Source organism: Kitasatospora sp. NPDC101801 (assembly GCF_044766665.1).
Classification (GTDB): Bacteria; Actinomycetota; Actinomycetes; order Streptomycetales; family Streptomycetaceae; genus Kitasatospora.
In genome coordinates this window covers 1-20,743 of sequence record NZ_JBIWML010000043.1, presented here as the reverse complement: position 1 = coordinate 20,743, position 20,743 = coordinate 1, and the positions used below count along the sequence as shown (strand labels likewise).

Below are 20,743 nucleotides of genomic sequence, written 5' to 3'. Positions count from 1 at the left end.
GGCTCGCCGCGTGGGCGACGCCGGCCTTTTGGCAGGTGCTTCGGAAGAGTCAGGGGCTCGGGGAACTGCGACGCCGGCCTCGTACAGGTGATCGTCGCGTAGGTGGTCAGGCACTTTCGCAGTGACCCGCACGCCAGCTCTCCTCGCCCACGCGGCGGAGCCGCACAACAACAGAGCCCCGAGCGCCTGCCCCAGGGCACGGGGTGTGCTCAGTCCTCGCCGGAGCGGAGCGCGAGCCAGAGCTCCATCCGGGCGTCGGTGTCGTCCAGCGAGCGTCCGAGCAGTTCCTCCACCCGGCGCATCCGGTACCGCAACGTGTGCCGGTGCACGCCGAGATCGGCGGCCGCCGCGTCCCACTGGCCGTGCCGGGAGAGCCAGGCGCGCAGGGAGGCGACCAGGTCGCCGCGGGCCGTCCGGTCGTGGTCGCGGAGCGGCCGGAGCAGGCCCTCGGCGAAGGCGGTGACCGCCTCCTCGCCGAGCAGCGGCAGCAGCGAACCCGCGCCGACCTCCTCGTGGTCGACCGCCCGCTTGCCACCCCGGAGGGCGACCGCCAAGGCTCGTTCGGCCTGCGCGAAGGCGGTGCCCGCGTCCTCCACCGAGGCGGCCGCGGAGATGCCGAGCGCCAGGCCCTCGTGCTCCTCGACCGCGCCCAGGCAGGCCCGGTGCGCCGCGCCGTTGTCGGGGGCGAGCACGATCAGCCGGGGCCCGTTCGGCCCGTCCTCACGGGAGATCAGCAGCCGTTCGGCGACCCGGTTCCCGGCCTGTTCGGCGCGGTCGCCGAGCTCGCCCAGCGCCTCCGGGTCGGCGGTCGGACCGGCCCCGCCGACCAGCACCCGGACGGTGCCCTCGGGCAGCCCGCCGAACAGTCCGGCGGCGACCTGACGGGCCGTCACGATCTCCCCGGCCAGCACCATGCCCAGCAGCGCCGCACCCATCCGCTCCTCGGCCTGCCGCAGCTCGCGCGAGCGCTCCAGGGTGAGGGTCAGCAGCGCGACGGCGGCGTTCAGCACGTACCGCTCGGTGGGGGTGATCCGGTCCTCGGTGCCGACCGCGAGGAAGCCGCGCGGCCGGCGGTCCGCGCCGAGCGACTGGACCACCACGTAGTCCTCGTCGGCGGTGTCGATCCCCGGCGCCCGCCCCTGCAGCGCGGCCGAGGACGGCGCCGGGCGGCGGCGCAGCCGGTCCACCTCGGCGGCCAGCCGGCCCGCGCGGCGGGCGGCCCAGTCGGGGGCGACGGCGGAGAGCGCGCCGGAGCCGTCGTACAGCGCGGCCCAGCCACCGAGCCGGGCGGCCAGCCGGCGCACCACCGCGGTGGTGCCGTCCTTGCCGAGCGCGGCCCGGGTCAGCTCCTCCTGGGCCTCGAAACTGGTGGTGACCGCCTCGTACTGCTCCGCGGCCAGCGCGGCCGAGACGGTCTTGCTGATCGCGATGAACGGGGTCGCCTCGGGCACCCGGATCAGCGGCAGCCCGCGCTGCGCGGCGGCGTCCACCAGGGCCTGCGGGACCTCGGTGTGCGAGAGCCCGACCCCGAGGCCGAGGCCGACCACGCCCGCGTCGGCCAGCCGGTGCACGTACGCCTGGAGTTTGGCGGCGGCCTTGCCCAGCTTGATGCCGGTGGTGAGCAGCAGCTCCCCGCCCTCCAGGAAGGGCGTGGGGTCGTCCAGCTCGCTGGTGTGCACCCAGCGGACGGGCCGTTCCAGCTGGTCCGCACCGGCCAGCACGGTCAGGTGGAGCGAGCTGCTGCGGACGACGGAGGCAAGTGTGGGGGGCATGGCACCTTCGGGTGTTCGACCAGGCTGCGCCGTTGCAACCGGGCGAGGAGGGCTTCTGACCCCATTATGTACGCCCCGGCCAACCCGGCGGACCGAATCATCCGCTCCGTAGTCAGCCGGTGGCCGACCGCCGTCGGGCTCAGCCGCGCAGGTCCACCAGCACCGGCGGAACCTGCTCCCCGGTCACCGTGGTCAGCGAGATCACCGCGTGCCCGGTGGGCAGCGCGTGCGCCAGGTCGGACGGCGACCAGCGGTGCCGCTCGACGTCCCGGACGGTCACGCTCTCGGTCTGCGCGGTGGTGCCGGAGAGCGCCTTGCGGGCCAGCCGCCCGGCCCGGCGGAACGCGCCGCCCGAGGTGTCCGGCGCCCGGGTGACGGCGGTCTCCCGGATCAGGTGGGTGCCCCACGCGTCGGAGAACAGCCGGCCGTCCCAGGGCGCGATGCCGGGGAAGGCCATCCGGCAGCCGACCGCGCCGAACAGCGCGGTGCGCAGGTTCTCCGGCAGGTCCACCAGGGTGCGCAGCAGCAGCACCGCCCCGGCGTTCGCCCCGCGCATCCGCTGCAGCCCGCGCACCGCGTGCGCGTCCAGCGCGGCCGAGGCGTCGTCCACCACCAGGCCGGCGAACAGCGCGCGCTCCTGGCGGGCGGCCGCGGCCTGCACGAACTGGCCGGTGACCAGCCGGGACAGCATCCGGGCCGCCTCCGGGTGGCTGAGCTCGGGCAGCTTGACCCGGACCCGGAGCGGGTGGTCCAGCGCCCGCATCGCGAAGGCGGGCTTGCCGGGGGCGTCGCCGGGGAAGCAGCCGGCGAAGGCCGGGCGGTCCAGCAGCGCCAGCCGGTCGGCGAGCAGCGCCCCCGGGTCGTCGGCCCGGCCGTGCTGCCGCTCGCGGTGCTGGAGGTCGGCCTGGTGCGCCGTCAGCCGGTCGGCGTCGGCCAGCGCCTGACGCAGCGCCGCCCAGCTCTTGGGCTCGCCGCCGAGCAGCTCGCGCAGCTCGCGGACCCCGGGGTAGCGGCCGTGCGCGGCGTGGAACGGGCCGACCGTCTGCTGGAGCGCGGCCCGGGCGCTCTCGACCCGCAGCGAGAGCTCGTCCGGCAGCAGCGCGTCGGCCAGCCGGGCGGCCGCCTCGTCCACCTCGGCGGCGGCGCCGTACAGGTCGAGGCCGTAGGGCGAGTCGGGGTCGCCCGGGGCGATCACCACGTCGTACCAGTCGTCGGGCCCGAGGTCGGACCCGGCGGCGCCGATCACCACCGCGCAGGCGGTGCCCGCCAGGGCCTGCAGGCAGAGCGCCTCGGCCAGCGGCCGGGCCAGCCCGGCGGTCTTGCCGGTGCCGGCCGGGCCGACCGCGAGCAGCGAGGTGCCGAGCAGCGCCGGGTCGAGGGCGAAGCCGGTGCCCCGGTGGGTGGGCGGGTTCTTCAGCACGTCCTGGGCGGTGCCGAGTCTGACCTGACGGGTCAGCAGGTCGTGCCGGTGGCTGCGTCCGGGCAGGTCGCGGGCCTCCGAGGGGTGCGCGCAGGCGGCGGCGCCCCGGGCGGTGACCTGCTCGGTGAAGGCGGCCAGCAGGTCGGGCTCGCCGAGCACGGTCTCCCAGGCCCGCTGGATCCGGACGTAGTCGACGTCGGTCACCGGCTGCCGGTCCAGCACCTGGGCGGCCAGCGGCGCGCCGCCCTGGCGCAGCCGCTCCCAGGGGTCGGCCGGACCGGTCGGCGCCGCGGCGCCCTCGGGCGGCTCCTCCTGGGTGACGGTGCGGGCCAGCAGCGGGCCGATCCAGCGGCGCCAGACCTCGGGCCAGCGGCCCATCCGGCCGAACAGCTTGATCACGCCGCCCGCCACCGCGATGTTCACCGCCAGCAGCACCAGCACCGCGGTGGTCGAGTTGAGCCCATCCAGCAGGCCGACCAGACCGGCCACCCAGAAGATCGACTGCACGCCGTACAGGTAGGCGAGCCAGGCCACCGCCAGGTTGAGCCCGGCCCGCAGCAGCAGCGGCGCGGCCGGGACGGCGGCGGCCTCGCGGTCCAGCACGGCGTCCTGACGGTGGTTCAGCCGGTAGACGCCCGGTTCGAGTTCGGGGCGCGGCTCCCCGGCCCAGGCGGTGAGGTCGAACGGGACCGGCCGCTGCGGCGGTACGCCCGGTGCCTTCCCGAGTTCGACCGCACGCTGCCCGTACGTACCGTCCAGTCCCATCGCGGCCCGCTCCCCGCTCCCTGTGCCCACCCGGCCAATGACTACCCGGGACGCCGCCGGGCGACCCGTCCGCGCTCAATGTAGTGGAGCGGAGGCGGCCGGTAGCCGATCCAGGACTCTGGCCGCGCAGGACAAGTCGGACGGTGGACTGCTACCGAGTGGCGCATGCCCGGGCGAGTTTCCCGGCCGTAGCCTGCGAGGACCGCGCCTTGAGATTTGGAGAACACACCATGAGCGCTGCAACGCCGCTCCCGCAGGAGCGCCGCCTGGTCACCGCGATCCCCGGCCCGAAGTCGCAGGAGCTGCAGGCCCGCAAGCTCGGCGCGGTGGCCGCCGGTGTCGGCACCACCCTGCCGGTGTACGTCGCGCGGGCCGGTGGCGGCGTGCTGGAGGACGTGGACGGCAACTCGCTGATCGACTTCGGTTCCGGCATCGCCGTGACCAACGTCGGCAACAGCGCCGCCGCCGTGGTCGCCAAGGCCACCGCGCAGCTGGAGGCGTTCACCCACACCTGCTTCATGGTGACCCCGTACGAGGGGTACGTCGCGGTGGCCGAGCAGCTCAACGAGCTGACTCCGGGCGACCACGAGAAGCGCACCGCGCTCTTCAACTCGGGCGCCGAGGCGGTGGAGAACGCGGTGAAGATCGCCCGCGTGTACACCAAGCGCACCGCCGTCGTGGTCTTCGACCACGGCTACCACGGCCGCACCAACCTCACCATGGGCCTGACGGCGAAGAACATGCCGTACAAGCAGGGCTTCGGCCCGTTCGCGCCGGAGATCTACCGCGTCCCGGTCGCCTACCCCTACCGCTGGCTGACCGGTGCCGAGAACTGCGCCGCCGAGGCCGCCGCGCAGGCGATCGACATCATCAACAAGCAGATCGGCGCCGACAACGTCGCGGCGATCATCATCGAGCCGATCCAGGGCGAGGGTGGCTTCATCGAGCCGGCCAAGGGCTTCCTCCCGGCGATCGTCGAGTACGCCAAGGCGAACGGCATCGTCTTCGTCGCGGACGAGATCCAGACCGGCTTCTGCCGCACCGGCCAGTGGTTCGCCTGTGACGACGAGGGCATCGTCCCGGACCTGATCACCACCGCCAAGGGCATCGCCGGCGGTCTGCCGCTGGCCGCCGTCACCGGCCGCGCCGAGATCATGGACGCCGCGCACGGCGGTGGCCTGGGCGGCACCTACGGTGGCAACCCGGTGGCCTGCGCCGCCGCGCTGGGCGCCATCGAGACCATGAAGTCCGAGGACCTGAACGGCAGGGCCAAGCGGATCGAGGAGGTCATGAAGGCCCGCCTGACCGCCATGGCCGAGAAGTTCGCCGGTGACGATCGTTTCAGCATCGGGGAGATCCGCGGCCGCGGCGCCATGATCGCGGTCGAGCTGGTCAAGCCGGGTTCCAAGGAGCCCAACCCGGAGTTCACCGCGGCCGTCGCCAAGGCGTGCCACGCCGAGGGCCTGGTGGTGCTGACCGCCGGCACCTACGGCAACGTGCTGCGCTTCCTGCCCCCGCTGGTGATGCCGGAGCACCTGCTCACCGAGGGTCTGGACATCATCGAGGGCGCCTTCGCCGCCGTCTGATCCGGACGCAAACGGAAGGGCCCGGTCCAGCTGGACCGGGCCCTTCCGTTTGCGTCCGCCGGATGCCGACGCTGGTTGCACGCGCACTGGTGAAGATGCTGTGCGAAACCCGCCGGGCCGGTCTGTCCGGCCCGGGTCTGACGTACTGTCATGACAGATGGACAGCGAGCCACACTTCTTACCGACAGCCTCCGCGGCTCCTGCCGGAGCGGCGGCAGCCGAGAACCGATCGACCGACCGTCCGGCCCACACCCCCCGGGGCGCACGGAACGGCGATCTCCCCAGCCGCCCTGGAGCTCTCCCCCCTGCTCCGGGGCGGCTCTCGCGCGCCTGGATCCCGTTGGTGCTGCTGGCCGTGCTGGCCCTGATCTCCTGGCAGGTCGCCGTCGACGGCCCGTTGCTGGAGCTCGACGAACTCGCCCGGAACACCGTCCACACCGTCCGCCGGGCACTGCACAGCACCCTGCTCAACCATCTCGGCGCCGGGCTCTCCGACCTCGGCGGCCCGGTCCCGGCGATGCCGATGCTGCTGCTGACGGCGGCGGTCGCGGCCCGGCGGGAACTCCGGGCCGGGCGGGCGCGCTGGTGGTACCCGGTCCCGGTCGCGGTGCTGGCCGCGGTGCTGGTGCCGCTGCTGGTCGTGCCGAGCAAGACCTGGTTCGCCCGGCCCGGCCCGTTCGGCGTCCCGCTCTCGTCCGAGCAGCTCGGCTGGTACCCGTCCGGGCACACCGCCACCTCGGCGATCGCGTACGGGACGGCCGTCCTGCTGCTCGGACCGACGCTCCGTCAGCCACTGCGCGACCGGCTGTACGGGCTGACCGCGCTGCTCTGCCTCGGCGTCGGGGCCGGGCTGGTGTGGAGCGACTACCACTGGCTGCTGGACGTGCTGGCCAGCTGGTGCCTGGCCGGGGTGGTGCTGTGGGGCCTGCTGCGCCTGCGGCCCCGGCTGCGTGGCGGGCTCACTCCGCGGTAGCGGGGTCCTCCTCGTTGCGGTGCACCAGGCCGGCTTCGCCGCTGTCGCGGTGCCACTCGACCACCAGCTCGTCGCGGGCGCCGAAGCGGACCAGGTGACGGCCGACCACGTCCTCCAGCTGGGGCAGGTGCGCCTCCTCGCCCTCGACCACCAGCAGCAGCGCGCCGGGCTCGGCGGTCAGGGTGGCGGTGCCGGCGCCGAAGACCAGCTCACCGCGGCCGGTCTCCTCGGACCAGTCGGTCTGCACCTTGCGGCTCATGTGGGCGGCCAGCTGCTTGCCGTAGCGGGCCGGACGGTCGGTGGCGACGCGCGCCTGGGAACGGGACATCTCTTGCCTCTGTCTGCTCGACTTCGTTAATTTAGGTGAGCCTAATCGCATAGTGAGCCTGGCTCAAGGTGTTATCGGAGCGACATCTCGATCCGCCCCGATACCCTTGGGTCACCTACTGCCCGGGAGCCCGCCGATGTCCACGCCGTCCGAGCCCGCCGCACCCTCGACGGCGTCCGCCGACACCGCTGCGGAGCTCGCCGACGCACTGACCCGGGCGATGAAGCGGATCCGCCGGCAGACCATGGCGCGGCTGGAACCGTACGGCATCACTCCCGGCCAGGCCCGCGCCCTGCGCACCCTGGCGCACGCCCCCGGCTGCGAGGGCCGGGAGACCATGCGGCTGAGCGAACTGGCCGAGCGCCTGCACATCGCCCCCCGCTCCGCGACCACCGTGGTGGACGCGCTGGAGGAGGCCGGACTGGTCGAGCGGGTGCCCGACCCGGCGGACCGACGGGCCGTCAGGGTGGTGCTGACGGTGGCCGGCCACGGCGCGCTGGAGCGGCTCGGCCAGGTCCGCCAGGAGGTCGCGCAGGAGTACTTCGGACCGGTCAGCCAGCCGGACCAGGCCGCACTGCTGCAAGCGCTGCGGACCGCCGAGCTCGCCTTCGAGCGGAGCCGGGAAGCCGCTCCGGGCCCAGCGCGGTGATCCCGATGCCGACCACCACCAGCACCGTCGCAGCGACCGCCGGCGGGCCGAACCGCTCGCCGAGCAGCAGCCAGGACGAGGACATCCCGAACACCGGCACCAGCAGCGAGTAGGGCGCCACCGCCGAGGCGTCGTACCGGCCGAGCAGGTGGGTCCAGGCCATGAAGCCGAACAGGGTGGACCCCAGGCCGACGTAGAGCACCGCGGCGATCCCACCCGGGGTGAGCCCGGTCAGCGCCCGGCCGATCTCGGCCGGCCCCTCGAACAGCAGCGACAGGGCGAGCAGCGGCAGCACCGGGACGGCGCTCATCCAGACCATCCAGCGCAGCGCGTCCGGTGGTGCGGCCCGGCGGGTCAGCACGTTGGACAGCCCCCAGAACGCCGCCGCCACGATCACGATCACGAACGCGCCGACCGGACCGTTCAGCCCCCGGTCGACGGCGGCCAGCGCGATCCCGCCGAACGCGATCGCCAACCCCGCGATCCGCTGGGCGGGCGGGCGCTCACGCAGCAGCGCGGCCGCGAACACCGCAGTGAACACCGCCTGGCTCTGCAGCACCAGCGAGGACAGCCCGGCCGGCATCCCGGCGTGCATCCCGAAGAACAGCAGCCCGAACTTCGCCACCCCGAGGGTCAGCCCGACCGCGACCACCCAGCGCCAGGCCACCTTCGGCGGGCCGACGAAGAAGATCGCGGGCAGCGCCACCACGGCGAACCGCAGGGCGCCGAACAGGAACGGCGGGAAGTGCTCCAGGCCGATGTGGATCACGACGAAGTTGACACCCCAGACGGCGGCGACCAGTACGGCGAGGGCGATGTGACGGGGGCTCATCTGCATGGGTCGAGCATCGCCCGGGGAGACTGTGTAGCACCAGCAAATAGTTCTTCACCCCATGCTTTAGCATCACTGCATGATGGATCTGGGCAGGCTCCGCGCGCTGCACGCGGTCGCGGTACACGGTTCGGTGGGCGGGGCGGCGGCCGCGCTCGGCTTCACCCCCTCGGCGGTCTCCCAGCAGATCGCCAAACTGGAGCGCGAGACCCGCACCGTCCTGTTGGAGCGTCAGGGCCGGGGCGTGGCACTGACCGACGCCGCCCGGGCGCTGGCCGAGACCGCGCAACAGGTGCTGGCGCTGGTCGAGCAGGCCGAGGTGACCTTGGAGGAGCAGCGCGGCGAAGCGGTCGGCCGGCTCGTGGTCGCCGCCTTCGCCACCGGCGCGCGCGGCATCCTGCCCGGGGCGCTCGCCGAGCTGCGCGAGCGCTGCCCGGAGCTGGACGTCCGGCTGCTGGAGGTCGACCCTTACCTGGCGGCCGACCTGGTGGCCCGGGGCGAGGTCGACCTGGCCCTGGTGCAGGACTGGCCGACCGTACCGCTGCCGGTCCAGGACGGCCTGTCCCGGCTCGACCTCGGGGTCGACCCGGTGGACCTGCTGCTGCCGGCCGGACACCCGATGGCCGGCCTCGCCGTGGTGCCGGTCGGGCGGCTGCTCGGGCAGCGCTGGATCAGCGTGCCGCCCGGCAACATCTGCCACGACTGGCTGGTGCGCACCCTGCGGGAGGTCGGCGAGGAGCCGGACGTGCGCTACCAGGTGGGCGAGTTCGAGACCCAGATCGCGCTGATCGGCGCGGGGCTGGGCATCGGCCTGGTGCCCCGGCTGGGACGGGCGGCGCTGCCGCCCGGCGTGGTCGCCCGGCCGGTGGTGCCCGAGCCGACGCGTCGGGTGTTCGTGCTCTGGCGGACCAGGAGCAGCCGGCGGCCCGCCATCACGGCGACGCTGGCCGCGCTCCGGCGGCAGTGGGGGTGACCGGGGGGCCAGGCGGCGGGAGTGCTCGGTCCGTTGCTCAGTCCGCGAAGCCGATCACGACCCACATGAAGCCCACCCCGAGCAGCGTGCAGAGCAGCGTCGAACGGGAGGGGTGCGGGCTGTGCGCCTCCGGGAGGATGTCGGAGGTGGCCAGGTAGAGCAGAAATCCCGCGAAGAAGCCGAGGTACAGCCCGAGCAGGTGCTCCGGGATGGTGAACAGCAGCGTGATCGCCGCCCCGGTCACCGGCGCCAGCGCGTCCGCGCCGAGCAGGGTGAGTGCGCGACGGCGGTTGTTCCCGTACATCCGGGTGATGGTGTAGGTGTTGAAGCCGTCCGCGAAGTCGTGGGCTACCACCGCGATGGCCACCACCGTGCCGACCGTGCTGCCCGCCTGGAAGGCCGCGCCGATCGCGAAGCCGTCCATCAGACTGTGCCCCACCAGCGCGCCGGCCGCGGTCAGTCCGACACCCTGCTTGCCGCCCGCCGCGTGGCTGTGCGCATGGGCGTGCGAGTGGGCGGCGTACTCGCCCTCGTGGCTGCGGTGGATGGCCACCGACCGTTCGACGATGTGGATCGCCAGGAAGCCGGCCGCGAACATCAGCAGCGCCTGCGGCACCCCGTGCAGTTCGTCCGGTGCGGCGTTGATCGCCTCGGGCAGCAGGTCGAAGGCGACCACCCCGAGCATCAGACCGGCCGCGAACCCGAGCACCAGGTGCCTGCGGTCGCCGGTGCGCTGGGCGACGAAGCCGCCGAGCAACGTCATCAGAAAGGCACCGGCGGAGACGAGCACCGCGGTCATCGAAGGGCCTCCCGCACTCGCTCGGGGCCGGCGTCAGGAGCCGGTGTCAGGGGCCGGTGTCGACCGCCTGGGGCCGGACGGCTGCGCGGTCCGCTGCCCACGGGCGCAGACGCCCGGCCCGGGCCGTGGATCGCGCCACGGCCCTAGCGGCCAGCCTGCTGGGCGACCGGCCGCGCTGCCTGCCGGGCGGGGCCGTCAGGGTGACGGCGGGTCAGGGCCACCACGGGGCCGGCGGTCGGCCCGGTGGGCGCGCCGTCCGGGCGGTCAGCTGGCAGGCTGGGGCGATGGGCCACGGATTCCTGAGCAGTTGGCGCGGCACCCGCCCCGAGCGGACGCCGGAACCCGCCCTGGCGGAACTGCTCGCCGAATGCGGACTGCTGCGCGAGCTGGCCGAGTCCACCGGGGTACGGCTGGACGACACCGAACGCTCGCTGACCGCGCTGGACCAGCTGCTCCCCCGCTGGCGGGACGACCCGCAGGTCTCCGACTGGCTCGGCAACGACGCCGGGCTCTACCTGGGCACCGTGCTGCGGGGGACCGTCCCCGGCACCGAGTGGCGGCTGGACCGGCACGGCCGGCCACGGATCGTGCTGCCCGGCGGCCGCGAACTCGACGTCACCGCACTCGGCCACTCCTGGGCCGACCAGGGCTCGCCCCAGCTCGCCACCGCGTACCTCACCGCGACCGACGGCTGACGCGCCCGGCCCGGCCGGATCCCGCCGGTCAGCCGCCCGCACCGAGCCGGAGCCCGAGGTGGGTGGCCGTCAGCTCGCGGACGCCGTCGCCGTCCACCAGGTGGATCTGCTCCAGTTCACCGGCCAGGTCGAGCGCCCGCTCGGAGAACCGACCCGTGGTCAGCCGCAGCCCCCGGTCGGCGCCCTCCTCCCGGACCGCCTCGGCGAGCGTCCGCAGCTCGACCTCCTCCACCTGACCTCCCGGCAGGCCGGCCCCGCCCGACTCCTCGGGGCGCGAGGCCCACACCACCCAGCGCCCGGGCAGTGCGCTGCCCGGCTCCCCCACCCCGGTGGCGACCAGCCCGGACGGGCCGCGCAGCCGGACGCTCCACTCGGTCAGCCCGCCCCTGGTCAGCAACTCACGGACCAGGTGGGCGAACTCGTTCGCCGACAGGTCGGCGGCGGACGGCACCGTACGGCTCGCCTCCGCGCTCGGCTCGACCGGAACCAGGCCGTACGGGTCGGGCGTGACCACGGCGGCCAGCTCGCGCAGCCGCAGCAGCGCTTCGTCCTGCTCCGCGTCGGCGTAGACGCCCGTGCCCCGCTCGGGGCTCTCCGCGCCGGGGACGTCCTCGGTCTCGGGCGGCAGCAGCCGGGTGCGGGCCAGCGCGTCGCGGTCCGCGTCCACGCTGAGCAGGCAGACCGGGGCGGCAGCGGCGTCGGAGCCGCGCAGCCAGCCGTTGAGCACCACACCGGTCAGTATCTCGTCGGTGTCCACCGCGTCCGCCGCCTGGAGCGCGCGCAGGGCGAGCCGGGCCGCCAGCCGCAGGTAGTCGGCGGCCCGGTCGGCGGTCGGGCGTGGCACCGGCTCCACCGTGCCGTCGGCACCCAGCCGGTAGCCGGCCAGCGAGGGCACCAGCTCCAGGGCCGGCAGGTCGAGGTCGAGCACGGCGGTCCGGGTCAGCGGGCGGAACACCGCACGGCAGGGGGCGGGCAGATCCTGGGTCGCGCCCTCCGCCGCCGCCAGCGCGCGCTCCAGCAGCGACTCGACCGCCGCCGGCTCGGCCAGCCGGTACGCGCGGCGGCACTCCTCCAGGCTGTCGTTGTACTCCCGGACCGCCCGGGCCCTGGCCTGCTCCGCCTCCTCGTGCGCCCGCCGGGCCGCCGTCACCCCGCTGTCCGCTGCAGCGGCCGCCCGCCGGGTGCGCCACTCGCGCAGGGCGCGCTGGTGGGCCAGCCGGGCTTCGGCCAGCCCGCGCTGGTACCCGGAGTCGAGCAGCAGCCGGCCCGCGACCTCCGGCTCGGGCGGGGCGTAGTCCGCCCAGCGCGGCTCGGGACCGTCCTCGGCCGCCCCGTTGCCCGCCCCGGCACCCGCCGGCGCGGCCGCCACCGGGTAGGGGCGGGGCTCGTAACTCAGCAGCTGACTCTCGAAGTCCATCGCGGAGACCGGCAGCGCGGCGCGGCGCAGCAGGTCGGCGAGCCGCTCGTGCTCGGCCAGCACGGCCAGCGTCCGCTGGTGGGTCAGGGCGGCGGCCCTGCCGTGTGCGGCGACCTCGTCGTCGGTGACCGTGGCGGTGGCGGTGGCCGTACCGCCGCCCCGGGGCACGGGCACCTCCTCGCCGCCGAGGTCACGGAAGAGCGAGGCCAGGAAGCCGGCTTGGAGGGTGGTCGCGGTGCCGTCCGACTGCCCCTCTGGTGCGTTCTGCATCGGCGGTCGTTCCCCCATGCTCGTCCGGTGTGGCGCTCGGCTGCTGCTGAGCATTCTCCACCGTCCGGCCGCCGCCGGTGGCCAAGACCCGTGACCCCGCCGTCAGTTGGTCCTGGTGTTGGTGAGGTGCAGGCCGATGTACCCGACGTAGATCCGGCCGCTCCCGGAGCAGTCGTCGAGGTAGTGCAGCCGGGGTGCCGTCCGCCCGCCGCCGATCCGCAGGTGCGCACCCATGAACGCGCGCCGGGAGGCGTCCACGCACTCCGGCACCGGGAGCATCCGCTCGCGCTTCCACTTGGTGTGGCTCTCCACCGTCCTGGACTCGCCGCGCACCGCCTTGCGCGGCGGGAACCGGTGGCAGCCGGGCGGGGTGTGCTCGCACCACTGCTTGAAGTCGCCGCCCGCCTCCCCGCGCACGGCGGCCGAGGCGTACTCCTGAAGCGCCGTCAGGCCCTCCCAGGTCAGCCGGGCCCAGCCGGTGCCGGCGTACTGGCCGTCCAGGGCCAGCGCCTCCTTCTGGTCGCCGGTGAACTCCAGCAGCGGGAACTCGGCGAACCGGCCGACCAGTTCGCCGAAGCTGCCCGGGCTCCCGTCGCACGGACGGACCGTACAGAGCCGGCCGGGCAGGCTCAGCCCGGCCGGATGTCGCAGGCCGGACCGGTCGTCGTTGGCCGCGCTCAGGAAGCGCTCCCGACGCCGGGAACGGTGCAGCGAGTGCCGGACCCGCTGCAGCTCGTCGGCCCTGGCCTGCCGCTCGGCGGCGTCCACCTCCCGGTCCGTCCGGAGCTCGGCCGACGGGCTGCCCGCACCGCGTGGCTCGGCCGGCTCGACCGGTGCGCGGAAGACCGGCACGGCGGCCAGCAGGGCGGGCAACGGCAGGTCGGTGGCCAGCCTGCGCGGCTCCCTGGCCAGCAGCGCGGCGGCCCGCCGGACGTCCTCCTCGATCCGGTGCCGGGGCAGCACCGGGTGCCGCGCGCCGTCGGCCCGGCAGGCCGGATCGACCTCCGGCAGGTAGGTGCGCACCGCGCCGCCGTAGACCTTGTGGTACTCAAGTGCGACGTTGAACAGGGGCAGCGCCTCGTGGTCCAACAGGTGCAGCGCGGCCAGACCGGTCAGCTGCCGGGTGAGCGGCAGCAAGGTCTCGGTCAGCCAGGCGTCGGGCGCGGTGGACGGCGGGAGGCTGGCCACCAGCACCGGCAACCGGCGCTCCGGATCGCAGAGTTCGTCAATCAGCGCCTCCACCTGGGCCGGGCGGACCAGCCTGGGGGCCACCCCGATCTGCGCCGGGCCGTCGGTCGCGTCCAGCAGCGGCAGCAGCGCGCGGACCAGCTCCGGCACCGGGACCCGGCCGCCCGTCCTGAGCGCCGAACCGGCGGCCAGGTACTCGGCCTCCAGCCGGACCTCGGTGGGCCCGTCCAAAGTGGCGGAGGCGAACGTCAGCGTGAGTTGGTCGGTGCCGTGCGGTGCCGGGGTCCGCAGCCGGCGGCGGAACCAGCCCGCGCCGCTCGCGGGGGCGGCCGGGCCGCCGGGGAGGTCACCGAAGTCGCGGTCCAGCAGGACCCGTTCGCCCAGGCGCAGGCGCTCGACCGGGAGGGTCAGGGTGTCGGGCGGGGGCTCGTCGTGGCCCTCCCGCTTGAGCCAGGCGGCCAGCAGTTGATCCGCCAGGGCGGCCACCTCGGCCCGGGGCCGTGGCGTACCGACCGTCATCCGGTAGGGCGTCGGCCGACCGGATCCGTCCGCCGACCCGGCTGGTCGGCCGGCGGCGGGCACGGGGTGCCCGGGTGGGGTTCGATCCGGTACGGCGCGCTGCGACATGCTGTGCTGCGGAGTCATGCGAGGTACCTCCCGTGGTGCGGCGGTTGGGGTCTGACGTCCTCCATCTACGGGGTGGTCGGTCGGCTCCGCGCCGCCCGTTACCGGTGCGGGTCCTTGCTCCAGGAAACGCGGATGCCCGGAGCGGAAGTTCCAACACCGGGCATGGTTAATTCGTTCGAGTGTCACTAGGTTTTCGCGCGGGCCTGCTGCGCGGCCGTCCGGACCGGGACCGGAGCGACCGTCAGACCTCTCCCACCGGCACCTCGACGTAGTCCCGACCGGTGGCCTCCGCGACGGCCGAACCGCCGGTGGCCTCGGCCAGCCAGGTGTGAAACGCCGTCACTTCCGGCTCCGGGACGCCGACTTCGATCAGTACCCCGGTGGCCCGGTAGGACAGCTCCCGCACCACGTACCCGGCGGCCCGCAGGTCGTTGTCCAGCCGCCCCGCCCTGGTGTGGTCGACCGCGACGGTGAGCAGCGCGACCGGGCGCCGCTCCAGCAGGCCGACCGCGTCGACGGCCTCGGAGACCGCGCTGCCGTACGCCCGCACCAGGCCGCCCGCGCCGAGCTTGATCCCACCAAAGTACCGGGTCACCACCGCGACGGTGTCGGTCAGTCCGCGTCGCCGCAGCACCTCCAGCATCGGCACACCGGCCGTGCCGCCCGGCTCGCCGTCGTCGCTGGAGCGTTCGCGCGGCTGTTCGCCGCCGACCACGAAGGCGGTGCAGTTGTGCCTGGCGTCCCAGTACTGCTTGCGGATGCCCGCGATGAACGCCTGCGCCTCCGCCTCGTCGGCGACCCGGGCCAGGTGGCAGAGGAAGCGGGACTTCTTGATCTCCAGCTCGTGCAGGCCGCAACCCCGAACGGTCAGGTAGGGCTTGGGGGTCGGCTCCGGCATGGGGCGGGGGTTCTCCAGACACGCGAAAAGCTGGCGGGGACGGGTGGGTCCCTGCCAGCTTAACGAGCGCTCCGGCGCCGTCCGGCCCGGTGCGGAGCCGTCCGGTGCAGCGCCGTCCGGTGCGGTCCGGCGCAGTACGTTCCGGCGCGGTGCGGTGCCGGTGGTCAGCGACCGGCCAGCGCGTCCAGCTGCTTGCGGTCCAGGCCGGTCAGCTCGGTGACCTCGGCGGGGTCGACGGCGCCGCAGTCCAGACCGCGCAGCAGGTAGCCGCTGAGCGCGCGGGCGGTGGCGGGCTCGTCCATCACGTCGCCGCCGGCCTTGGCCACGTACGCGGCCAGCCGGGCAGAGGCGGCGGCCAGGCCCTCGCGGTAGAAGGAGTAGACCGCGACGTAACGGGTCGGCAGGTGCGCCGGATGCATGTCCCAGCCCTGGTAGTAGGCGCGGGCCAGCGAACGGCGGACCAGGTCGTGGTGCAGCTTCCAGGCCGCGTGCACCTGCGCGGTCGGGCCGGTCGGGACGACGTTGGTCGAACCGTCCGACAGCCGCACCCCGGTACCGGCCGCCGCCACCTGCATGACCGCCTTCGCGTGGTCGGCGACCGGGTGGTCCATGCTCTGGTACGCGGCGCCGACGCCGCAGGAGGCGCTGTAGTCGAAGGTGCCGTAGTGCAGACCGGTGGCCCGGCCCTCGGCGGCCTCGATCATCCGGGCCACGGTGGCCCGGCCGTCCGCGCCGAGGATCGCCTGGGTGGTCTCGATCTGGATCTCGAAACCGATCCGCCCGGCCGGCAGCCCGGCCCGCTGCTCGAAGTCCGCCAGCAGCCGGACCAGCGCGGTGACCTGCTCGGCGTACGTCACCTTGGGCAGCGTCAGCACCAGACCGGCCGGCAGCCCGCCCTCGGCCAGCAGGGTGGCGAGGAACAGCTCGAGAGTGCGGATGCCGCGGTCGCGGACCGCCGCCTCCATGCACTTGATCCGGATGCCGATGTACGGCGGGGCGGTGCCGTCCGCCACGGCGGCGGCGGCGACCAGCTGCGCCGCACGGACCGCGGCTGCGTCCTCCTCCGCGTCGGGGCGGGGGCCGTAGCCGTCCTCGAAGTCGATCCGCAGGTCCTCGACCGGCTCGCGCTCCAGCTTGGCGCGGACCCGGGCGTGCACGTCGGCCAGCAGTTCGTCGTCAGCCACGCCGAGCGCGAGCGCCAGCTGGGCCGGGGTGGCCGCGTGCGCGTCGAAGGCGGCCAGTGCCTGGGCGCCCCAGCTGCGCACGGTGTCGGCCGCGAAGGCGTCCGCCGGTACGTAGACGGTGTGCACCGGCTGGCGGCTGCCGTCGTCACCCGGGTAACGCCGGGTCAGCTCGGCGTCGACCGGGGCGAGCAGCGCCTCCACGGCGGCCCGGGCGGCCTCGGAGAACGAGGCGCCGCCCTCGGACTTGCTACCGTCCAGCTTGGCCTGCGACATGCCGAATCCTCCACGCCTTCAACAGATTGTTGATGCGAAGGTAACGGCGTCGCACTCGGGCCGTCAATGGCCGATCCTCCGGCGAACCTCAGTCCCGGCCCGCCGCGATGTAACGTTCCTCCAGCTGGGACCAGAGCCGCTCGACGTCCTTCGGGCTCACCGAACCGTCCGGACGGCTGCCCCCCACCCCGTACTCCCGGCTCAGGAACTCCGCGAGCCGCTGCGGATCCGGCTGGGCCTCGAACCGGTCGATGTACGCGGTCAGCGCCTCGTAGCAGAGCTCGGGGTCGAGCGGCTCGGGCAGCGGCACCGGCGCCGGGCGGCGGTCCTGTTCCACCGGACCACCCGACTCGCGCTCCGCCACGTCGTCGAAGGTCAGCGGCTCGGCGACCGGCAGCTGCTCGGCCTGCGGGGCCAACTGCTCCAGCCGGACCGGCCGCGCCAACGGCCGGCCCGCCGAGGGGTGCCCGGGCTCCGCTTGCTGGGCCGACTGCTGCTCCGGCGCCCGGAACTGACGGGGCGCCGGCTGCTCGACCGGCTCGTCCAGCGGACGGGTCGGCCGGGGCGCCTTGAACCACGGCGACGGCTGTCCGGGGACGCGCGCCGTGTGCACCGGCTCGGTCGGCTGCGCGTGCGAGCGCACCGCGCGAGCCGTCCAGACGTTCAGGTCGGACTGGGTCGGCGCCGGAGGCTGCTCCGGCGCCCCGTGCTCCTGCGCGTCCCGCAGCCGGACGGCCGCCAGCTTGGCCAGCGTCGGACCGGCCAACGCTGCCGTCGCCTGCACCGGCACCTGTTCCTGGACCGGGGCCTGCTCCATCGGCTCGGTCGCCACCGCACGCGACTGGGCCGGCCGCGGGGCCCGGTCATCCACCGGCGTCGGCGCCGGCACTGCGGCGGGTTCGGCGGCGAGAAGTGCGGGCTCCAGCCGCGCCACCAGGGCACCCTCCAGCGGGCCGTCGATCCGGTCCAGGATGGATGGGTCGAGCGGCACACCGTACTTGGCGAGCTTCAACGGCAGCAGGGCCTGGAACGGCGCGGACCGCCGCCAGCCGCGCCCGTACCGGAACCTCAGCTGCGCACGGTAGACCAGCCGGTTCTGCTCCAGCCGGACGGTCTCGTCGTAGGACCGCAGCTCCCAGAGCTTCATCCGCCGCCAGAGCCGGAAGGTCGGCACCGGCGACAGCAGCCAGCGCATCAACCGGACCGACTCCATGTGCCGGTCGGCGGTGATCGCCGCGATCCGGCCGACCGCGTGCCGGGACGCCTCCACCACCACCACGAACAGCACCGGGATGACGGCGTGCATCGCCATGCCGAGCGCATCGCCCCAGGACGCCGCCGCGTTGAACGCGATGGTGGCGGCCGTCAGCAGCCAGGCGGTCTGCCGCAGCAGCGGGAACGGTATCCGCAGCCAGGTCAGCACCAGGTCGAGCGCGAGCAGCACCACGATTCCCGCGTCCACGCCGATCGGGAAGGCGTACGAGAAGGACCCGAAGCCCTTCTCCAGCGCCAGCTCACGCACCGCGTTGTAGGACCCGGCGAAACCGATGCCCGAGATCAGGCAGGCGCCGGCGGCCACCACACCGAGCAGGATCCGGTGGGCGCGGGTGAGAGTGGGACGTGCCATCAGTTGATCAACCCCTGGGGCTGGGAGTCGGCGGCTGCCGTACGCGACCGTTGCTGCCGGATCGACCCTTGCCGAGGAGCGGAACCACCGCACCAACGACCGTCACGGCCCACCGGATACTACTCGCACGGGCGTTCAACCACCGAAAGCCCCCCGGGCTACGAAACATCCGTCGGGGTGCCGTTGAGGTGTGCCAGCACCGCCTGCACCCGGCGATTGGCGTCCTCGGCCGGGGCAAGCTCCAACTTCGTGAAGATATTGGCAATGTGTTTGGCCACCGCACCGTCGCTGACGACCAGTCGGCTCGCGATCGCCGAATTCGAGCACCCCTCCGCCATCAGCTCCAGCACCGCCCGCTCCCGGGGGGACAGGCACTGCAACGGCTGCGAGAGCGACCGGCTGGCGAGCAGCTTGGCGATCACGTCCGGATCCATCGCCGTACCGCCGGCCGCCACCCGGCGAACCGCGTCGATGAACTGGTCCGCGTTGAACACCCGGTCCTTGAGCAGGTAACCCACCCCGCCGGTACCGTCCGCGAGCAACTCCCGGGCGTACAGCTGCTGCACGTGCTGCGACAGGACCAGCACCGGCAGGCCCGGAATCTCCCGGCGGGCAGCCAACGCCGCCTGGAGCCCCTCGTCCGTCAGCGTCGGCGGCAGCCGGACGTCGACCACCGCGACGTCCGGCCGGTGCTCCAGCAACGCGGACAGCAGCTCGGGCCCGGTCTCCACCGCTGCGGCGATGGTGAACCCGTGTGCCTCGAGAAGGCGGATCAGCCCTTCTCGAAGGAGGTAGAGGTCCTCGGCGAGGACAACGCGCACGGCAACTCCATGGTGATGGTGGTCGGACCGCCCTGCGGACCGCTGAGCGAGAGGACACCGTCGAAGGTACCCAACCTCCGCTCGATCCCGCGCAGCCCGCTCCCCCGCTCGGGCGCGACACCTCCCCTTCCGTCGTCCGTCACGGTGACCCGGAGCCGGTCGGCGCGGTACAGGATGTCCACCCAGACGTGCTGGGCACCCGAGTGCTTCGCCGCATTGGCCATCAACTCGCAGATGGAGAAGTACACCGCCGCCTCCACCGGCGCCTCCAGGCGCGCGGGCAGGCTCACCGTCACCTCGGTCTCCTGCGCGCTGTCCATCGCCAGCGCCCGGACGGCGTCGCCCAGACCGCGCTCCGCCAGCACCGGCGGGTGGATGCCCCGCACCAGGTCACGCAGCTCCTGCAGCGCCTTCGCCGAGGACTGCCGGGCATCGGCGAGCAGTTGACGTGCCGCCCCCGGGTCGCTGTCGAGCAGGTGCTCGATCGTGCCGAGGGTCATCCCGATCGCCACCAACCGGGCCTGCGCCCCGTCGTGCAGATCCCGCTCGATCCGCCGCAGCTCGGCCGCCTGGTCGCCGACCGCCTCCGCCCGGGTCACCGTCAGCTCGGCCACCCGACGGGTGAGTTGGATGTTCGACGCCCGGCCCTGGGGGTCGAGCACCCGACGCGCCAGATCGGCGTGCACGTTGAGTGCGTACGGCAGGAGCGCCAGCGCCGCCAGCACGATCGCCCCGCTGAGCAGGAACGAGATCAACAGCGAAGCACCGCCCGCGCCGGGATCGATGCTCCCGTACGTCCGCCGGTCGACCGGGGCGCTGAGCCCGAAGATCACGCCACCCGTCAACAGCCCGAGCACCGGGACGACCAACGCCAGCGCAGCCACCGGATTCACCACCAGCCAGACCATCTCCGCCCGGGTGGCGCGATCCCGCAGCGACCAGTGCACCAGCTGGGCGAGCTGCGCGACGGCCCGGCTCCGGTGGTACGAGTAGCCCGTCCACCAGTACCCGCGCGAATCCATCTCCAGCCCCGGCCGGTTGCTGTACGACACGGTCATCCGAACCCGGCCCCAGCGCTCCACCTGGGAACGCGTCCACCCCGCGTTGAGCCGCACCGCCGGTGCCGCCAGCCCGAGCCCCGCCAGCCCGGCCAGCCCGATGGAGATCAGCGCCGCCACGTCACCGGACCCCAGGAAGGCCATCGCGGCCCCACCGATCAGCAGAGCCGCCAGGAACGGCATCAGCACACCCGGAACAGCACTCACCATCACCGCGCCGGCCCAGCCGAGGGACCGGAACCCGGATCGGAACAGCGCCCTGACCGGCTCCGTCCGTGGGGCGAGGTTCTTCGGGGGGCTGGCGGTTGTCACCGTGGACTCCTGTGGGGCTGAGGCTGCTGGTCGGCTCGACTGACGCTCCTCAGTGTTGCCCGAGGCGCCCTGCTCTGGCACTGGCCATCCCTCCCTACTTCGGGGTGGTCCTACCACCACCCCCTGCCGGGTGTTCTCTCACCGTTCGGGTCCGGTCAGCGTGCTGGTCGGTTCTGGTCCGGAAATGCAGAAAGCCCCTACCCGATCCCGGGTAGGGGCTTTCTGACTAAAGATTGTTCGGCGGCGTCCTACTCTCCCACAGGGTCCCCCCTGCAG

The 20,743-nt window shown here is 74.0% G+C and carries 17 protein-coding genes; 5 read left to right on the top strand and 12 right to left on the bottom strand.

Annotation, left to right across the window (positions count from 1 at the left end; translation table 11 throughout):
* Positions 1-209: 209 nt before the first annotated feature.
* Together ACIRPK_RS31430 and ACIRPK_RS31425 are read right to left on the bottom strand one after the other, a co-directional pair.
* Positions 210-1,772, bottom strand: coding sequence for a PucR family transcriptional regulator (locus tag ACIRPK_RS31430; RefSeq protein ID WP_403044792.1), 1,563 nt, complete (start codon positions 1,770-1,772; stop codon positions 210-212).
* 139 nt (positions 1,773-1,911) lie between these two features.
* Entirely contained in the window at positions 1,912-3,957 is a 2,046-nt protein-coding gene (locus ACIRPK_RS31425) for an ATP-binding protein (protein ID WP_403044790.1), read from the bottom strand.
* A gap of 230 nt (positions 3,958-4,187) precedes the next feature.
* Here ACIRPK_RS31425 and gabT point away from each other — a divergent pair, with 230 nt between their 5' ends.
* Both gabT and ACIRPK_RS31415 read left to right on the top strand, forming a co-directional pair.
* Positions 4,188-5,543: a 4-aminobutyrate--2-oxoglutarate transaminase gene (gene gabT / locus ACIRPK_RS31420; protein WP_403044787.1), complete on the top strand. Its 1,356-nt coding sequence runs from the start codon at positions 4,188-4,190 to the stop codon at positions 5,541-5,543.
* Positions 5,544-5,886: 343 nt separating this feature from the next.
* A complete protein-coding gene (locus ACIRPK_RS31415) occupies positions 5,887-6,516 on the top strand; it encodes a phosphatase PAP2 family protein (RefSeq protein ID WP_403044785.1) in 630 nt (209 codons plus the stop codon).
* Here ACIRPK_RS31415 and ACIRPK_RS31410 read toward each other — a convergent pair.
* Entirely contained in the window at positions 6,503-6,844 is a 342-nt protein-coding gene (locus tag ACIRPK_RS31410) for a DUF2218 domain-containing protein (protein WP_403044782.1), read from the bottom strand. The two genes, ACIRPK_RS31415 and ACIRPK_RS31410, sit on opposite strands and share 14 nt — an antisense overlap.
* Before the next feature lie 136 nt (positions 6,845-6,980).
* Between ACIRPK_RS31410 and ACIRPK_RS31405 the strand changes: the two genes are divergently transcribed.
* The gene (locus ACIRPK_RS31405) at positions 6,981-7,493 is read left to right on the top strand and encodes a MarR family winged helix-turn-helix transcriptional regulator (RefSeq protein WP_403044779.1); all 513 of its coding nucleotides are present in this window, start codon (positions 6,981-6,983) and stop codon (positions 7,491-7,493) included.
* On the opposite strand, the gene ACIRPK_RS31400 is transcribed toward ACIRPK_RS31405, so the two are convergent.
* The gene (locus tag ACIRPK_RS31400) at positions 7,396-8,325 is read right to left on the bottom strand and encodes an EamA family transporter (RefSeq protein ID WP_403044884.1); all 930 of its coding nucleotides are present in this window, start codon (positions 8,323-8,325) and stop codon (positions 7,396-7,398) included. The genes ACIRPK_RS31405 and ACIRPK_RS31400 overlap by 98 nt on opposite strands.
* A gap of 79 nt (positions 8,326-8,404) precedes the next feature.
* On the opposite strand from ACIRPK_RS31400, the gene ACIRPK_RS31395 reads away from it, so the two are divergent.
* Positions 8,405-9,298 carry a LysR substrate-binding domain-containing protein gene (locus ACIRPK_RS31395; protein ID WP_403044777.1) on the top strand — a complete coding sequence of 298 codons (894 nt, stop codon included), beginning with the start codon at positions 8,405-8,407 and terminating at the stop codon, positions 9,296-9,298.
* Positions 9,299-9,335: 37 nt separating this feature from the next.
* Here ACIRPK_RS31395 and ACIRPK_RS31390 read toward each other — a convergent pair whose 3' ends face one another.
* Positions 9,336-10,097, bottom strand: coding sequence for a ZIP family metal transporter (locus ACIRPK_RS31390; protein ID WP_403044774.1), 762 nt, complete (start codon positions 10,095-10,097; stop codon positions 9,336-9,338).
* A 284-nt stretch (positions 10,098-10,381) separates the two neighbouring features.
* Between ACIRPK_RS31390 and ACIRPK_RS31385 the strand changes: the two genes are divergently transcribed.
* Positions 10,382-10,792, top strand: a complete 411-nt coding sequence (locus ACIRPK_RS31385) for a DUF6278 family protein (protein ID WP_403044772.1) — start codon at positions 10,382-10,384, stop codon at positions 10,790-10,792.
* A gap of 28 nt (positions 10,793-10,820) precedes the next feature.
* Here the strand turns inward: ACIRPK_RS31385 and ACIRPK_RS31380 are convergent, their stop codons facing one another.
* From ACIRPK_RS31380 to ACIRPK_RS31350, 7 genes are all read right to left on the bottom strand, one after another.
* Positions 10,821-12,479, bottom strand: coding sequence for a restriction endonuclease (locus tag ACIRPK_RS31380; RefSeq protein ID WP_403044769.1), 1,659 nt, complete (start codon positions 12,477-12,479; stop codon positions 10,821-10,823).
* 102 nt (positions 12,480-12,581) lie between these two features.
* Positions 12,582-14,186 carry a hypothetical protein gene (locus tag ACIRPK_RS31375; RefSeq protein WP_403044767.1) on the bottom strand — a complete coding sequence of 535 codons (1,605 nt, stop codon included), beginning with the start codon at positions 14,184-14,186 and terminating at the stop codon, positions 12,582-12,584.
* Positions 14,187-14,535: 349 nt separating this feature from the next.
* Complete coding sequence (locus ACIRPK_RS31370; protein WP_403044765.1) at positions 14,536-15,192, bottom strand: YigZ family protein; 657 nt, start codon at positions 15,190-15,192, stop codon at positions 14,536-14,538.
* A 164-nt stretch (positions 15,193-15,356) separates the two neighbouring features.
* Positions 15,357-16,649: a DUF6986 family protein gene (locus tag ACIRPK_RS31365; RefSeq protein WP_403044763.1), complete on the bottom strand. Its 1,293-nt coding sequence runs from the start codon at positions 16,647-16,649 to the stop codon at positions 15,357-15,359.
* 88 nt (positions 16,650-16,737) lie between these two features.
* Complete coding sequence (locus ACIRPK_RS31360) at positions 16,738-18,276, bottom strand: DUF2637 domain-containing protein (protein WP_403044760.1); 1,539 nt, start codon at positions 18,274-18,276, stop codon at positions 16,738-16,740.
* 158 nt (positions 18,277-18,434) lie between these two features.
* On the bottom strand, positions 18,435-19,097 hold the full coding sequence (locus ACIRPK_RS31355) for a LuxR C-terminal-related transcriptional regulator (protein WP_403044757.1): 663 nt from the start codon (positions 19,095-19,097) through the stop codon (positions 18,435-18,437).
* Positions 19,049-20,467, bottom strand: coding sequence for a sensor histidine kinase (locus ACIRPK_RS31350; protein WP_403044754.1), 1,419 nt, complete (start codon positions 20,465-20,467; stop codon positions 19,049-19,051). Before ACIRPK_RS31350 ends, ACIRPK_RS31355 begins: the two co-directional genes overlap by 49 nt.
* Between the last annotated feature and the right edge of the window lie 276 nt (positions 20,468-20,743).

Bases quoted from the DNA above. Each gene is read 5' to 3' on its own strand.
- ACIRPK_RS31365 (WP_403044763.1), bottom strand. From the start codon at position 16,649: ATGTCGCAGGCCAAGCTGGACGGTAGCAAGTCCGAGGGCGGCGCCTCG.
- ACIRPK_RS31360 (WP_403044760.1), bottom strand. From the start codon at position 18,276: ATGGCACGTCCCACTCTCACCCGCGCCCACCGGATCCTGCTCGGTGTG.
- ACIRPK_RS31405 (WP_403044779.1), top strand. From the start codon at position 6,981: ATGTCCACGCCGTCCGAGCCCGCCGCACCCTCGACGGCGTCCGCCGAC.
- ACIRPK_RS31410 (WP_403044782.1), bottom strand. From the start codon at position 6,844: ATGTCCCGTTCCCAGGCGCGCGTCGCCACCGACCGTCCGGCCCGCTAC.
- ACIRPK_RS31380 (WP_403044769.1), bottom strand. From the start codon at position 12,479: ATGCAGAACGCACCAGAGGGGCAGTCGGACGGCACCGCGACCACCCTC.
- ACIRPK_RS31400 (WP_403044884.1), bottom strand. From the start codon at position 8,325: ATGAGCCCCCGTCACATCGCCCTCGCCGTACTGGTCGCCGCCGTCTGG.
- ACIRPK_RS31375 (WP_403044767.1), bottom strand. From the start codon at position 14,186: ATGACGGTCGGTACGCCACGGCCCCGGGCCGAGGTGGCCGCCCTGGCG.
- ACIRPK_RS31430 (WP_403044792.1), bottom strand. From the start codon at position 1,772: ATGCCCCCCACACTTGCCTCCGTCGTCCGCAGCAGCTCGCTCCACCTG.
- ACIRPK_RS31390 (WP_403044774.1), bottom strand. From the start codon at position 10,097: ATGACCGCGGTGCTCGTCTCCGCCGGTGCCTTTCTGATGACGTTGCTC.
- ACIRPK_RS31395 (WP_403044777.1), top strand. From the start codon at position 8,405: ATGATGGATCTGGGCAGGCTCCGCGCGCTGCACGCGGTCGCGGTACAC.
- gabT (WP_403044787.1), top strand. From the start codon at position 4,188: ATGAGCGCTGCAACGCCGCTCCCGCAGGAGCGCCGCCTGGTCACCGCG.
- ACIRPK_RS31425 (WP_403044790.1), bottom strand. From the start codon at position 3,957: ATGGGACTGGACGGTACGTACGGGCAGCGTGCGGTCGAACTCGGGAAG.
- ACIRPK_RS31385 (WP_403044772.1), top strand. From the start codon at position 10,382: ATGGGCCACGGATTCCTGAGCAGTTGGCGCGGCACCCGCCCCGAGCGG.
- ACIRPK_RS31370 (WP_403044765.1), bottom strand. From the start codon at position 15,192: ATGCCGGAGCCGACCCCCAAGCCCTACCTGACCGTTCGGGGTTGCGGC.